This is a genomic window from Marinifaba aquimaris, assembly GCF_013328345.1.
Lineage (GTDB): Bacteria > Pseudomonadota > Gammaproteobacteria > Enterobacterales > Alteromonadaceae > Marinifaba > Marinifaba aquimaris.
On sequence record NZ_JABULX010000040.1, the window covers coordinates 19341 to 33331 of the forward strand.

Below are 13991 nucleotides of genomic sequence, written 5' to 3' on the forward strand. Positions count from 1 at the left end.
ATAAAAATTATAGTGGTTGAACGTTATTATGCTTACTTCACTCCTCGGGAAACAAAATACAGCAATTGTCGGTATTGATATCGGCTCTCACGCTGTTAAAGCTGTCTTGCTTGAGAAAGACGGGGAACAGTATCGCCTATTGCATGCGGTTCAAGAGACCATTCCTAAGGGAGCGCTCAATGAAAGAGAGATTCAAGACATTGAAGCGATAGGAAAGGTTATCTCTCGTATCCGTAAACAATTTCCAAACAATATTAAGCATGCTGCTGCTGCAGTTTCTGGCTCTACTGTTATCACCAAAACTATCTTCATGGATGTCAGCTTGACTGACGAAGAGATGGAAACTCAAATTGAAATTGAAGCTGATAGTTTAATTCCTTACCCATTAGAAGAAGTTCGTATCGACTTCGAATCACTGGGTGTTAACGAATCTGACCCATCAAAAGTCAATGTGCTATTAAGTGCAGCTCGTACTGAGAGTGTTGAAGCACGTGTATCTTCACTTGATATTGGTGGCTTCACCGCTAAGGTGATGGATGTTGAATCTTTTGCTTTGGCTAGAAGTGCAGAGCTCATCTATTCCCAATTACCTGAAGATGCTAATGATAAGTTAGTTGGCCTTATTGATATGGGCGCCAACATGAGCTTAATGACGGTTATGCATCAAGGTGAAAGTATTTACACGCGTGACCAAAGTTTTGGCTCAGAGCAATACACCAAAAATATCGTCAATTACTACAACAAAACATTTGATGAAGCTGAAATTGCTAAAATTTCAGGTGATTTACCTCCTAACTATACCTTTGAAGTACTAGCGCCTTTCCAAACTGCTGTTATTCAGCAAATTCGCCGTGCTATACAAATGTTCTTAACGGCAAGTGATAAAGAAAAGCTAGATTACTTAGTGTTATCGGGCGGTACTGCTTTACTTGAAGGCATGCAACAAGTTATCCAAGATGAATTAGGTATTCACTGTGTCGTAGCTCAACCTTTTGGCAATATGCAGCACAGCACTAAAGTTGATGAAGGGTTAATTGAAAGACAGGGCAGCTCTTTTATGATTGCAGCTGGTTTAGCGTTAAGGAGTTTTGACCCATGCCACATATAAATCTCTTGCCTTGGCGTGAACATGCCAAGGAACAAAGACAAAAAGAGTTTATGGCAGTGTTAATTGCTACCGCTACAATTGTCTTTTTAGTCATGATGATGGTTCGCCTTTATTATAATGGTCAAATTGAAGACCAACAAAAGCGTAACCAATACCTAAGAACGGAAATTGCCGTTCTCGATACCAAAATTGAAGAGATTAAAAACCTCAAATTACGCCGTAAGAGCTTAGAGCAACGAATGCAGTTAATCGCAGATTTACAGCGTAACCGAAACCTTGGTGCACAAATTCTTGATGAGTTGGTTAAAGTTGTGCCACCTGGTGTTTATCTAACTAAGTTAGAAAAGCAGGATACTCAGGTGTCAGTTCAGGGTAAAAGTGAATCTAATAACCGCTTATCTAACATGATGCGTAAAATTGAAACTTCATGGTTACTTGAAGAACCGGTTCTTAATTCAATTGTTGCCGCTCAAGTTGAGCCTCGTATTTTATCTGACTTCACTATGTCCATGGCGGTTAAGCCAGTTAATGTGACCGGACAATCTGAAGCTTCAGCTCAACAACAAGGAGCTAGGTAATGGATTGGAAGAACATGGATTTAAAAGATATCGATATCAATGACATTGAAATTGATTTAAATGACTTAGGCAGTTTGCCTACTCCAGTCAAAATTATTTTTGCGATCCTCACTGCACTAGTTGTTGCTTGGGGAAGCTACAAACTACTGATTGAAGACAAAATTAAAACTTACGAGAACATTACTAAGCAAGAAATGCAACTTAGACAGCAGTTTACTGCTAAGTACCATGTCGCTGTTAATGCTGATGCATACAAAGAACAGCTAGAGACGATGGAAAATGATTTCGCACAGTTATTGAAACGTCTTCCTACTGAACACGAAACACCTGGCTTACTTGACGATGTGAGCTTCGTCGGTACAACAAGTGGTTTGACTTTCACTAAGATTAACTGGGAAAGTGAAATAGAACGAGAGTTCTATACAGAATTACCGCTGCGTTTAGAGGTTGTTGGTGGTTATCACGAGTTTGGTGAATTCTTAAGTCGTGTTGCTGCTCTACCCCGTATCGTTACTCTGCACGATTTTACCATTGCTGTTAAAGAAGGTGATGTATTGACGCTAAACTTATTAGCGAAAACATATCGCTATAAAGGCATTGCTCCTAATCAACAAAACCAGGGAGCACAGTAATGAAAAAGTTATTATCCATTAGTATCGCCAGTTTATTACTGGTTGGTTGTGGTAAAGATTTAGCTGATTTACAAGAGTTCACCAATGGTGTTAAAGCTTCAGCTAAAACTAATATAGAACCTATTCCTAAAGTTGAAAAATTTGAGAGTTTTGAATACTCAGTAAGTGGCTTGCGAAGCCCATTCGTAGAGCCAGAACCTGAGCTAATTCAAGATAAATTGCAACAGTCTCGCGATTGCTTGCAACCGAATTTTGCTCGTAATAAGCAACCTTTAGAAAAATACCCTCTTGATAACTTAAAAATGCGTGGAACCTTAGGTTCTGATGGCTCATTATGGGGCTTGATTGAAGCCGCTGATGGCGCATTATTTAGGGTCCGTCCGGGTAACTTTATGGGCTTGTATCACGGTCGTATCGTTGGTGTGACCACGGATCTAATAGAACTAGAAGAAATGATCCCAGATGGTACAGGTTGTTGGGAGAAGCGTAGCGCCCAATTAGTTATGCTAGAAAATGAATCTGATTTAGGAACGCAAACAAAATGATGAACTGGATTAAAAGTAGCGGTTTCCGCCAATTGCTCCTCGTTGTGGGTATGTTGTTAATGCCTATGCAGGCATTCGCACTTTCAGTACTCTATGAAATTCGATATAACCCTGTCGTTGCAGGTGAAACTGAATTAGAGTTTGTTTTTGACCAAGCGTTAGCTGAAGAGCCTAAAGTACAAGTTCTAAGTAATCCTTCTCGTATCGAACTAGAAATTTCAGAAGCCGATTTTGAAAGTTACTTATCTGAAGTGCCAGTCAATATTGCTGGTGTTGAAATGATTAAAACTCAATTCGAGGATGAAGGTTTAAGAGTTCAAATCTTATTAGATTCTTTGAAGGTATATCAAACGCGAAGTGAAGGTGAGCGATTCTTCGTTCATATCTCTGACAACACAACATTTGAAAAAGCCCAAACGACAGAAGATATTGAATACTTCAACAAAATCCAAGCTATGGACTTTAGACATGGTAAAGATGATAGTGGTCGAGTACTTATCTTTTTAGAAGATAAAATGGCTGCAGTAGATGTTGCTGATAAAAATGGCAAAATCACAATTGATTTCCACAATACTGATATCCTTCCTGATTTATTATATAAAATGGATGTAACTGATTTCGGCACAGTAGTTGATACAGTTGAAACGTTCAAAGATGGTGGCTTAACTCGCATTGAAATTGAAACAAGTCGCCCGTTTAATTATCAGTACCAACAACTTGAAAATATTTTCACGATTGAGATCACTGAAGATAAAATGGAAGGTGGTATTGTTGGCTCGGCGGCTTTTGAAGGTGACCCGATTTCACTAAACTTCCAAGACATCCCTGTTAGAACCGTTTTACAGATTATTGCTGACTACAATGGCTTTAACTTAGTAACGAGTGATTCTGTTGGCGGTAACATCACACTCCGTTTAGATGGTGTGCCATGGGATCAGGCGTTGGATATTATCCTTAAGATAAAAGGTCTGGATAAGCGAATGGAAGGTAACATCTTACTTGTTGCCCCTGGAGATGAAATTGCCGCTCGTGAAGCGCGTGAACTACAAGCTAAAAAGCAAGTTGCTGAATTAGCTCCGCTTTATACTGAATACCTTCAAGTTAACTACGCTAAAGCAGCAGAAGTTGCATCTTTATTAAAAGGTGAAAATGCAATGATGTCAGAGCGTGGTAGCCTTTCTGTAGATGAGCGTACGAATACTATTTTATTACGCGACACGGCTGACAGTATTGCTAACGTTAAACGTCTTGTTGAAATACTAGATATTCCGGTTAAGCAAGTAGTGATTGAATCACGTATTGTTACCGTTAAAGATAATATTTCTGAAGAGTTAGGTATTCGTTGGGGTTTCTCTGACCAAGGTAGTGATTACGGAACATCAGGTACATTGGATGGCGCTGAAGGCATTTTTAACGCAACTAGTACAAGTGATATTCCACCAATTGGTGAGCGCTTAAATGTTAACTTACCTGTCGCTTCTCCGGCTGGTAGTATTGCTTTTCACGTTGCTAAGTTAGCTGATGGTACTATCATGGACCTTGAACTTTCTGCACTTGAGCGTGAAAACCAAGGTGAAGTAATTGCAAGCCCGCGTATTACGACTGCTAACCAAAAAACAGCGTACATTGAGCAAGGTACGGAGATCCCATTTGTTCAAGCTGCTTCTTCTGGTGCAACAGCTGTTACGTTCAAAAAAGCTGTACTAAGTTTAGAAGTAACGCCGCAAATCACGCCAGATGATAGAATCATCTTAGACCTTGTCATTACACAAGACTCGCGTGGTGACACTGTAGCAACAGCTACGGGTCAAGCAGTGGCAATTGATACTCAAGAAATTGGCACACAGGTTTTAGTTGATAATGGTGAGACAATTGTTTTAGGTGGTATTTATCAGCAATCAACGGCTTATACTGAATCTAAGGTACCTTTCTTAGGTGATATCCCTTATGTCGGTAATTTATTTAAGAGCACCACTGATTTTAATGAGAAAAAAGAGTTACTTATCTTCGTAACACCACGAGTGGTAACTGAAGCATTTTAATTTTTAGTTATAGCTAGGGACAAAATAATAACTTATCCCTTGTTATCAAACTTGCAATTGTTAGCAAAGAGCTGAGATAATCTCGGCTCTTTTTATTTGGGAACTCAAATTCTGGAGTAATTAGCTAACTTTTTGTAGATAGAAAGCAGATCAATGACAGAAAAACGTAATATATTTCTTGTTGGCCCTATGGGGGCTGGTAAAAGCACAATTGGTAGACAACTCGCAAGCGAGCTTCACCTTGAATTCTATGACTCAGACGCTGAAATTGAGCGCCGCACTGGTGCCGATATAGCTTGGGTTTTTGATGTAGAAGGAGAGGCTGGATTTCGCGTTAGAGAAGAGAAAGCCATTTTCGACCTGACAGAACAGCAGGGTATTGTATTAGCCACAGGTGGTGGTTCAATTTTAAGCAAAGAAGTGCGAAATCGTCTTTCAGCTCGTGGATTTGTTGTTTATTTAGAAACGACTATCGACAAGCAAGTCGCACGTACCCAAAAAGACAAAAAACGTCCTCTTTTACAAACAGATGACCCACGCCAAGTCTTAGAAGACTTAGCAAAAGCGCGCAATCCTCTTTATGAAGAAGTTGCTGACTTAGTTGTTAAAACTGATGAGCAAAGCGCCAAAATCGTTGCAAAAGAGATTATCGACCGCCTTGGTTTCTAACTAGAATAATAAAAAGTAGCTATGAGCATAACTCAATTAACTGTTGACTTGGGGGCTCGTAGCTACCCAATTCGTATCGGTTCTGGCTTAATCAACAAAGCCGAAGAATTCACTTCAATCATTAAAACTAAACGTGTAGTGGTTATTACCAACGACACGGTTAAACCAATCTACCTCGACACATTATTAACATCACTTGCTGATTTTGATGTCAGTGCTTTTAGTCTGCCCGATGGAGAGCAGTATAAAACGCTTGATTCATTTGAGAAGGTTAATGCCTATTTACTCGAGAATAACTGCGGTCGTGATACCACACTCGTTGCGCTTGGTGGTGGTGTTATTGGTGACTTAGTGGGTTTTGTTGCAGCCTGTTATCAGCGTGGCGTACCTTTTGTTCAAGTGCCAACAACACTTTTATCTCAAGTAGATTCATCAGTTGGTGGTAAGACAGCTGTTAATCATCCATTAGGCAAGAATATGATAGGTGCTTTTAAGCAACCTGAAGCGGTAGTGATTGATGTCGATACTTTAAATACGCTACCAGCGCGTGAGTTTGCCGCAGGAATTTCTGAAGTACTCAAATACGGTTTAATTTGTGATAAAGCTTTTTGGAAATCGCTGATTGAAAATCAGCAACAAATAAAAGCGCTAGAGCAATCCTTTTTAATTGATATCATTTATAAATGTTGCGCAATTAAAGCGGATGTCGTTGCTCAAGATGAGCAAGAAAGGGGAGTGAGAGCACTGCTTAATCTTGGTCATACTTTCGGCCATGCGATAGAAGCTGAAATGGGTTACGGTGTATGGTTACACGGTGAAGCTGTTGCAACGGGAATGGTATTGGCAGCTAAAACCTCTCTCAATCGAGGCTACATTAGCCAGGCAGATTACGATGAGATTAAACAAACAATTGCTGCATACGATTTACCAGTCGACAAGCCAGAAGAAATGGATTGCAGTGCGTTTATCAAACACATGATGCGTGATAAAAAAGTGCAAAATAATGTGATGCGCTTTATTTTACCTAGTGAACTCGGTCAGAGTCAGCTTTATGCTGATGTGACTCAGCAAGAACTTGAGCAAGTATTAGACGCTTAATTTTCGTTTGGAGTGAGTGCAAATGACTGCAAAAGTTACTGAGCGCTTGCTCCACAACCTTGCCTATTCAAATGCTATCATTGTTTATAGTGATAGCATTGCGCTTAATCAACAATTGCATTTATTTGGTGACAAATACAATTTGTCATATGTTGCGACTTCAGCAGAAGATACCCTGCAAAGCCTTAGAAGTCAGGTAATTAATCAATTTTTTTCTAATCCGCTGCACAATCCTGAACTTACCTTAATTGAGCTATTTTCAGAGTTTGATAATGGGCAAGGCGATTATGCCTTGTTGATCAAAGATTTTTATTGTCCTGAATTACTACAAGATCTCATCGCGTTAAACCAGTTATTTGCGCAGCGTATTAAAATTATTTTAGAGCTCGATAGTCAAAAAGCTGGTCAAGTTATTAGTAAAATTAAACAAGCTAAAAAGCCTGTTTCTTTGATTGGTGATATCACCCTTAATGAAGCCCATCAACATGATGATTTTGCATCTTTCTTGCCGAAAACACCAAAAACTGTTTCTGCAGCGGTCAAATTATTTTTGATTTCTCTTGTGCTTATTATTGCCGTAGGTGTCTATTTTTCTTGGGCGTACTTAAGTGTCGAGCCACAATCTAAAATCAACAAACAGGACAATGAAACCGTTTTACCAATTGAGCCGTCTATTGATAATGATATGGCTTTAATTTTTGCTGGTTCTGCAACTGCAACTGCAACTGCAACTGCAACTGCAACTGCAACTGCAACTGCAACTGCAACTGCAACAGAAGAAAAGTCTGTCCCTGAACCGCTGGCTCAAATTGAAATGAGTACTGACTTAACTACTCAATTTCAAGTCGCAGATAATAGTGCCCTAGAGACAGAGACAGAGACAGAGACAGAGACAGAGACAGAGACAGAGACAGAGACAGAGACAGAGACAGAGACAGAGGCAGAGGAGTGGGTCCAAGATGCTGTGAAGCTTGTATCATATAGTGTCGATGACTTTGATGCTTATCAGGGAGATAATGCATGGTTCTTAGCTGCATCGGCAACCAGCTATGTGATTCAAATTACCCTAGTTTCTAGCCAATCTTTGCTCAATGAATACCTAACTGATCATAACTTGTTCGAGCATGTGAAAATTTATCACAGCAAAGGGCGATATGGCGTTGTCTATGGCTATTATGACAGTATACAATCAGCCCAAACCGGTTTAGCTGAACTCAAAGAGCTAGCTGCAATACCAGCAAAAGATGCTTGGATAAAATCAATTAACGCCATTCAGCAACAAATACAACAAGATTAGTGATTCCTTTGACTAAAGTCAGACCTTTTTTAAAATGGGCAGGTGGCAAATTTGCTCTGTCTGAACAGATAAATCAGTTACTACCTGCAGGTGACACACTTGTTGAACCTTTTGTTGGTGCGGGTGCGGTTTTTCTCAACAATCACGATTTTACACGCTACCAACTTAACGATATCAATCCAGATCTCATTAACCTGTATAAGCACTTACAGAAAAAACCTGAAGTGTTGGTTAAAAAAACGGCCAAGCTATTTACAGATAAGCACAACAACTCAGAAAGCTACTACCAACTCAGAGATAAATTCAACCAGGCTCGTAATGGTATTGATAAGTCCGCAATATTTATTTATTTAAATCGCCATGGCTACAATGGCCTGTGTCGATATAATCGCTCCGGAGGGTTTAATGTTCCTTTTGGACGTTACAAAAAGCCATATTTTCCAGAACGAGAAATGTACTTTTTTGCTGAAAAATCTCAGCGAGCCACCTTCACCTGCAAAGACTTCAAGAGTGTAATTCGCACTGCAAAAGCCAATAGTGTGATCTATTGCGATCCGCCTTATGCTCATTTAAACCCAGAAAAAGCTAACTCCTTTACTGGCTATGCGGGTAATAAGTTTGAGCAAAAAGAACAGGCAGATTTGGCAGATCTTGCTATTAAATCAAGCGCTAAATCAATCCCTGTGCTTATCAGTAACCACGATACACAATTAACGCGCGAGATATATGCAAAAGCTGAATCAAGCTATATTCAAGTTAGACGTTATATCAGTAGAGAAGCAAATAATCGCAAACCTGTTCAAGAAGTATTTGCACTGTTTAAGTAAAACGACTCTTAGCTGCTGAGTACCCAGTCAACCAGTAGTATTAGGCTTGTAATCAAACAGACTACAATAATAACTCCACTTATAATGAAGCGGGTGGCACTTTGGTGTTGAAAATCTTGCTGACGCCTATTCTCTGATTGCACACCAAAGATTGCTGCTATGGCACTTTTGAATGAGTTAAACCAACCTGGGTCTGACACTTTTATGCGCGCCAAAACATTGGGGTGAATAATACGAGTAAAGTGAAGATCTCTAAACGGCCAAAGATCATCGCGATAACGAGGATCCATTTACCGACATCAGGTATATCACCAAAGTGAGCGGCTACTTCACCAAGCCCCGGACCTAGGTTATTTAAACACGCCGCAGTAGCTGAGAAAGCAGTTATATTATCTAGACCTGTTGCCAGTAGCGCCAGCATAATTAAAACGAATACAACAGCGTAGGCAGAGAAAAACCCCCATACTGCATCAACGACTTTATCAGGTAGGGCTTTTTTACCTAGCTTGATACAAAATACTGCTTTGGGATGTACCAGGCGGTTAAGCTCGCGTTGACCCTGTAAGTAAAGTAAAAATACTCGCACTACTTTCATTCCACCACCAGTTGAACCTGCACAGCCACCAATGAAAGATGAGAAAACGAGCAATAATGGAAGGAGTAAAGGCCAGGTTGCAAATGAATCGGTTGCAAACCCCGCTGTGGTACTGATCGATACTGCTTGGAACATGGCATGGTTAAAGGCTAGCTCTGGCGTTTCAAATACATCATGGTTAAACAGTACATAGAAACAAATTAAAGTCAGTACTACTTGTATAGCGATAAATACTTTGAATTCGGTGTCTCTTAAATAACCCATAATGGTTTTACCGCGAACGGCGCCATAATGTAGAGCAAAGTTGATACCTGAAATGATAAGAAATACAACGCAAATTGTATTAATTAAAGGGCTATTAAAGTGGCCGATACTGGCATCGTAAGTTGAAAAGCCGCCAATGGCTATCGTGGAAAACGAATGGCATATCGCATCAAATAAACTCATGCCTGCTAACCAGTAAGCCAGTGCACAAGTGACTGTGAGTGTCAGATAAATGTACCAAAGGTGTTTAGCGGTATCGGCAATTCTCGGTGTCATCTTCGAGTCTTTTACCGGACCAGGTGTTTCTGCGCGATATAGCTGCATACCACCAATACCTAACATAGGTAATACCGCTACGGCTAACACGATTATCCCCATACCACCAAGCCATTGCAGTTGCTGGCGGTAAAACTGAACTGCTTTGGGCAGGTATTCAATACCGGTTAGAACGGTTGCCCCGGTTGTAGTAAGGCCTGAGAAACTTTCAAAAACAGCGTCTGATAACGTTAAATCAGGCTCTTCAAGTAGTGTTAGCGGGACTGAACCAAATGCGCCAAGTACGAGCCAAAAGGAGACAACAATAAGAAAGCCTTCACGGGCTTTTAAATCGCCTTTTTGTTTGCGCTGGGGATACCACATCATCATGCCAGCGGTTAGGGTGAACATAAATGCTAAAACAAAGGGCAAACCAGCACCGTCTTTGTAAATCAAAGAGACAAGGGCTGGTGGGATCATTGTTGAGCTAAATAGCGCAACTAGGATACCTAATATTCTGATTATCGAGCGATATTGCATTTATATTTCTTATTAACTGACTTAACAGAAGCTCTAATCTAGCGGTATTAACAACAGCTGAAGAGGCTGAAGAGATTGCTCCAAATTGTCGCTGTTCATTTGCGGCAAAGCAAGGTGTATTTCAACACTATCTTGATAATTTGTGGTGATTAATTCACCTTCAAACTGTTTGATAAGAAAGTTGACCTGATCTACTTCACCATACTGACATTGGATCTTAAATTGGCTTTTCGGAACAAAAATTTTGCTCTCAAGGCGCTCAAGTGCTTGTTTCACGCCACCACCGTAAGCTTTGACTAACCCACCTGTACCGAGCTTAATTCCCCCGGAATATCGTGTTGTTACAGCTAAAATATGCCCTAAACCACTACCTTGTAATGTAGCTAGCATTGGCTTGCCAGCAGTACCGCTAGGCTCTCCATCATCAGAAAAACCATATTGCTGTCCATCATGAGGGGGACCGGCTACAAATGCAGAACAATGGTGCCTCGCTGTAGGGTGTTGCTGTTTTATTTCTGCTATTTTTTGTTTGGCTTGCTCGTTATTTGCCACGTAATGTAATTCCGTGATAAATCGACTTTTTTTGATTTCTTCAACAAACTCAGCCGATTTAGCAGGAATGGAATAGGGTGTTGGATTCATATCAATCACATCATTCGACAAATGCATAACAATTGTCTATTTATTATGGCGCTGATGAGAATTGCGTCATAGATTTTGTAACAAAATGCGTTCATAATACACGCATAAATAGCATTAAGGAAAATACCATGAAAATTGCGGTCGCAGGTACGGGTTATGTTGGTTTATCTAACGCCATGTTACTGGCACAACATAATGAAGTTATCGCCGTTGATATAGTGGCAGAAAAAGTGGCGATGTTAAATGATCGTAAATCGCCAATTGCCGATACGGAAATTGAAGACTTTCTTGCCAATAAAGAAATTAATTTTACCGCTACGTTAGACAAAGAAAAAGCTTACAAAGATGCAGAATTTGTCGTTATTGCTACCCCAACTGATTATGATGTAGAAACAAACTACTTCAATACTCGCTCTGTTGAGGCGGTCATCAAAGATGTGATGGCAATTAACCCAGAAGCGGTAATGGTAATCAAATCTACTGTGCCTGTTGGTTATACCAAAACCGTTAAACAGCAGCTTTGCTGTAACAACCTAATGTTCTCACCTGAGTTTTTACGTGAAGGTAAAGCGTTGTACGACAATTTGCACCCTTCGCGTATTATTGTTGGCGAGCGTTCTGAGCGTGCTCAAACCTTTGCTAACCTGCTTAAGCAAGGCGCAATTAAGCAAGAAATTGACGTGTTATTTACCGATTCAACAGAAGCTGAGGCGGTTAAATTATTCTCTAACACTTACCTTGCAATGCGTGTTGCTTACTTCAATGAACTTGACTCATATGCTGAAGCTCATGGTTTGAACTCGCGTCAAATTATCGAAGGTGTAGGCTTAGACCCTCGAATTGGCAATCATTACAACAACCCTTCATTTGGCTACGGTGGTTACTGTTTACCAAAAGATACTAAACAGTTACTCGCTAACTACCAAGCTGTACCTAATAATATGATCCGTGCGATCGTTGATGCCAATACAACGCGTAAAGATTTTATTGCTTACTCTATCTTAGAGCGCAATCCTAAAGTAGTTGGTATTCACCGTCTGATTATGAAGTCTGGCTCTGATAATTTCCGTGCTTCAGCCATCCAGGGCATTATGAAGCGTATCAAAGCAAAAGGTGTTGAAGTTGTTGTATACGAACCAGTATTGGAAGATGACACTTTCTTCCACTCTCGTGTTATGAAAGACTTTGAAGAGTTTAAGCAAACAGCAGATGTTATTGTTGCTAACCGTTTAACTGATGAATTAAATGACGTAGTGGATAAAGTTTACACACGTGATTTATTCGGTAGTGACTAACGATTGCTTCATATCTATTGATTGACTAAGCGCCTGTATGGCGCTTTTTGTTTTCCAGGGTTAAACAAGTAAAGGGAAATTCTAATGAAATTTTTGGTCACTGGCGCAGCTGGTTTTATTGGTAACTTTGTAGCTGAACGCTTATGCCAACAAGGTCATCAAGTTATTGGTCTTGATAACTTGAATGACTACTACGATCCTAACCTTAAACTTGCTCGCTTGAAGCGACTTGAAGGTGTTGAGTTATTCACTTTTGTAAAAATGGATTTAGCCGATAGAGAGGGGATTGCTAAGCTATTTGCAGATGAGCAGTTTGACCGTGTTATTCATTTAGCTGCTCAGGCCGGTGTACGTTATTCATTAGAAAACCCTATGTCATATATCGATTCCAACATGGTTGGTATGGCAACGATTTTAGAGGGCTGCCGACACAATAAAGTTAAGCACTTAGTTTATGCATCTTCTAGCTCTGTTTACGGCATGAACCCTAAAATGCCATTTGCAACGAGTGATAGTGTTGACCACCCTGTTTCACTTTATGCGGCAACTAAAAAGTCAAACGAGTTGATGGCTCACAGTTATTCTCATCTATACGATATACCAACAACTGGCCTCAGGTTCTTCACTGTTTATGGTCCTTGGGGGCGCCCTGATATGGCTCCTTTCCTATTTACTGATGCCATTCTTAACGACAGAGAAATCAAAGTGTTTAATCACGGTAAGATGAAGCGTGATTTCACCTATATTGATGATATTGTCGAAGGTATTATTCGCATTCAGGATGTGATCCCAGCGCGAAATGCCGATGACCCAAATACTGACCCATCAACCAGTAAGGCACCTTATAAAATCTTTAATATTGGGAACAATGAGCCAATTCAATTAATGACTTTTATCGAGTCGATTGAAAAAGCGGCAGGAAAAGAAGCGCAGAAAAACTATATGCCAATGCAACCAGGCGATGTTCCGGCTACATTTGCTGATATTGATAGTTTACAGCAAGCTGTAGGCTTTAAACCTGATACTGATATAGAAACAGGCATGCAAGCTTTTGTTGATTGGTATAAAGCTTATTATCAAAGTTAAAAGATAGACAATAAAAAAGCCCGTTAAAAACGGGCTTTTTTATTGAGTTTGACCCGTCCTGAATAAGGTTGACACTTTTCCAACTTCAATTTGGAGAAGATAATGAAACCAATAACTAAGCGTACACAAAAAGATTATTCACTTGCCTTTAAATTATCCGTCGTTGATAAAGTAGAAAAAGGCGAATGTACTTACAAACAAGCTCAAAACCACTATGGAATACAAGGGGCTTCAACCGTTTTAACTTGGCTTCGCCGGTATGGTCAACTAGATTGGAGTAAAGGTACACCCAATCATATGAATGAGCTTCCCCTTATGTCTAAACCCAATGACTTAACACCTGAGCAAAAAATCAAAGCCCTCGAAAAAGAGCTAGAAGATACCAAGATAAAAGCACAATTCTTTGAAACGATAGTCGATGTACTTGATAAAGATTTCGGAGTACGTATCACAAAAAAGCAACGCAACGCGTTATTGAAGAAAAAAACATAACCAAGCTATCTGTCAGTAGAGCTTGT

The 13991-nt window shown here is 40.0% G+C and carries 14 protein-coding genes and 1 pseudogene; 12 read left to right on the forward strand and 3 right to left on the reverse strand.

Translation table 11 applies throughout. The features are described 5' to 3' along the window. Positions 1-28: 28 nt before the first annotated feature. From HR060_RS17700 to HR060_RS17740, 9 genes are all read left to right on the forward strand, one after another. The gene (locus HR060_RS17700; protein WP_174201615.1) at positions 29-1108 is read left to right on the forward strand and encodes a pilus assembly protein PilM; all 1080 of its coding nucleotides are present in this window, start codon (positions 29-31) and stop codon (positions 1106-1108) included. Beyond that, positions 1096-1686 (forward strand): PilN domain-containing protein, encoded by a 591-nt coding sequence (locus tag HR060_RS17705; protein WP_174201616.1) that lies wholly within the window; start codon positions 1096-1098, stop codon positions 1684-1686. The genes HR060_RS17700 and HR060_RS17705 overlap by 13 nt, the downstream gene beginning before the upstream one ends. Continuing rightward, positions 1686-2318 carry a type IV pilus inner membrane component PilO gene (locus HR060_RS17710; RefSeq protein WP_174201617.1) on the forward strand — a complete coding sequence of 211 codons (633 nt, stop codon included), beginning with the start codon at positions 1686-1688 and terminating at the stop codon, positions 2316-2318. The genes HR060_RS17705 and HR060_RS17710 overlap by 1 nt, the downstream gene beginning before the upstream one ends. Beyond that, the gene (locus tag HR060_RS17715) at positions 2318-2863 is read left to right on the forward strand and encodes a pilus assembly protein PilP (RefSeq protein ID WP_174201618.1); all 546 of its coding nucleotides are present in this window, start codon (positions 2318-2320) and stop codon (positions 2861-2863) included. The genes HR060_RS17710 and HR060_RS17715 overlap by 1 nt, the downstream gene beginning before the upstream one ends. After that, positions 2860-4905 (forward strand): type IV pilus secretin PilQ, encoded by a 2046-nt coding sequence (locus tag HR060_RS17720; RefSeq protein WP_174201619.1) that lies wholly within the window; start codon positions 2860-2862, stop codon positions 4903-4905. Before HR060_RS17715 ends, HR060_RS17720 begins: the two co-directional genes overlap by 4 nt. 153 nt (positions 4906-5058) lie before the next feature. Beyond that, positions 5059-5574, forward strand: a complete 516-nt coding sequence (aroK, locus tag HR060_RS17725) for a shikimate kinase AroK (protein WP_174201620.1) — start codon at positions 5059-5061, stop codon at positions 5572-5574. A 27-nt stretch (positions 5575-5601) separates the two neighbouring features. Then, complete coding sequence (gene aroB, locus HR060_RS17730; protein WP_174201630.1) at positions 5602-6672, forward strand: 3-dehydroquinate synthase; 1071 nt, start codon at positions 5602-5604, stop codon at positions 6670-6672. Positions 6673-6694: 22 nt separating this feature from the next. Beyond that, positions 6695-7969, forward strand: a complete 1275-nt coding sequence (locus HR060_RS17735; protein ID WP_174201621.1) for an SPOR domain-containing protein — start codon at positions 6695-6697, stop codon at positions 7967-7969. 8 nt (positions 7970-7977) lie between these two features. Then, a complete protein-coding gene (locus HR060_RS17740) occupies positions 7978-8796 on the forward strand; it encodes a Dam family site-specific DNA-(adenine-N6)-methyltransferase (RefSeq protein ID WP_174201622.1) in 819 nt (272 codons plus the stop codon). Between the two features lie 8 nt (positions 8797-8804). On the opposite strand, the gene HR060_RS17745 is transcribed toward HR060_RS17740, so the two are convergent. From HR060_RS17745 to HR060_RS17755, 3 genes are read right to left on the reverse strand one after another with little or no spacing between them, the layout of a single operon-like run. Next, complete coding sequence (locus tag HR060_RS17745; protein ID WP_174201623.1) at positions 8805-9086, reverse strand: DUF2970 domain-containing protein; 282 nt, start codon at positions 9084-9086, stop codon at positions 8805-8807. After that, positions 8999-10450 carry a TrkH family potassium uptake protein gene (locus HR060_RS17750; protein ID WP_174201624.1) on the reverse strand — a complete coding sequence of 484 codons (1452 nt, stop codon included), beginning with the start codon at positions 10448-10450 and terminating at the stop codon, positions 8999-9001. The genes HR060_RS17745 and HR060_RS17750 overlap by 88 nt, the downstream gene beginning before the upstream one ends. 33 nt (positions 10451-10483) lie before the next feature. After that, positions 10484-11119, reverse strand: a complete 636-nt coding sequence (locus HR060_RS17755; protein WP_246283212.1) for a YigZ family protein — start codon at positions 11117-11119, stop codon at positions 10484-10486. Between the two features lie 101 nt (positions 11120-11220). On the opposite strand from HR060_RS17755, the gene HR060_RS17760 reads away from it, so the two are divergent. From HR060_RS17760 to HR060_RS17770, 3 genes and pseudogenes are all read left to right on the forward strand, one after another. Further along, positions 11221-12387 carry a nucleotide sugar dehydrogenase gene (locus HR060_RS17760; RefSeq protein WP_174201625.1) on the forward strand — a complete coding sequence of 389 codons (1167 nt, stop codon included), beginning with the start codon at positions 11221-11223 and terminating at the stop codon, positions 12385-12387. An 84-nt stretch (positions 12388-12471) separates the two neighbouring features. Next, positions 12472-13473: an NAD-dependent epimerase gene (locus tag HR060_RS17765; RefSeq protein WP_174201626.1), complete on the forward strand. Its 1002-nt coding sequence runs from the start codon at positions 12472-12474 to the stop codon at positions 13471-13473. Positions 13474-13575: 102 nt separating this feature from the next. Then, positions 13576-13962, forward strand: a pseudogene (locus tag HR060_RS17770) (helix-turn-helix domain-containing protein); the annotation flags it as partial. Positions 13963-13991: the final 29 nt, after the last annotated feature.

What these genes read in the sequence shown, in the direction of transcription:
- HR060_RS17760 (WP_174201625.1), top strand. Translation starts at nt 11,221, where the DNA reads ATGAAAATTGCGGTCGCAGGTACGGGTTATGTTGGTTTATCTAACGCC.
- HR060_RS17705 (WP_174201616.1), top strand. Translation starts at nt 1,096, where the DNA reads ATGCCACATATAAATCTCTTGCCTTGGCGTGAACATGCCAAGGAACAA.
- HR060_RS17735 (WP_174201621.1), top strand. Translation starts at nt 6,695, where the DNA reads ATGACTGCAAAAGTTACTGAGCGCTTGCTCCACAACCTTGCCTATTCA.
- HR060_RS17755 (WP_246283212.1), bottom strand. Translation starts at nt 11,119, where the DNA reads ATGCATTTGTCGAATGATGTGATTGATATGAATCCAACACCCTATTCC.
- HR060_RS17720 (WP_174201619.1), top strand. Translation starts at nt 2,860, where the DNA reads ATGATGAACTGGATTAAAAGTAGCGGTTTCCGCCAATTGCTCCTCGTT.
- aroK (WP_174201620.1), top strand. Translation starts at nt 5,059, where the DNA reads ATGACAGAAAAACGTAATATATTTCTTGTTGGCCCTATGGGGGCTGGT.
- HR060_RS17715 (WP_174201618.1), top strand. Translation starts at nt 2,318, where the DNA reads ATGAAAAAGTTATTATCCATTAGTATCGCCAGTTTATTACTGGTTGGT.
- HR060_RS17745 (WP_174201623.1), bottom strand. Translation starts at nt 9,086, where the DNA reads ATGGATCCTCGTTATCGCGATGATCTTTGGCCGTTTAGAGATCTTCAC.
- HR060_RS17710 (WP_174201617.1), top strand. Translation starts at nt 1,686, where the DNA reads ATGGATTGGAAGAACATGGATTTAAAAGATATCGATATCAATGACATT.
- HR060_RS17765 (WP_174201626.1), top strand. Translation starts at nt 12,472, where the DNA reads ATGAAATTTTTGGTCACTGGCGCAGCTGGTTTTATTGGTAACTTTGTA.
- HR060_RS17700 (WP_174201615.1), top strand. Translation starts at nt 29, where the DNA reads ATGCTTACTTCACTCCTCGGGAAACAAAATACAGCAATTGTCGGTATT.
- HR060_RS17750 (WP_174201624.1), bottom strand. Translation starts at nt 10,450, where the DNA reads ATGCAATATCGCTCGATAATCAGAATATTAGGTATCCTAGTTGCGCTA.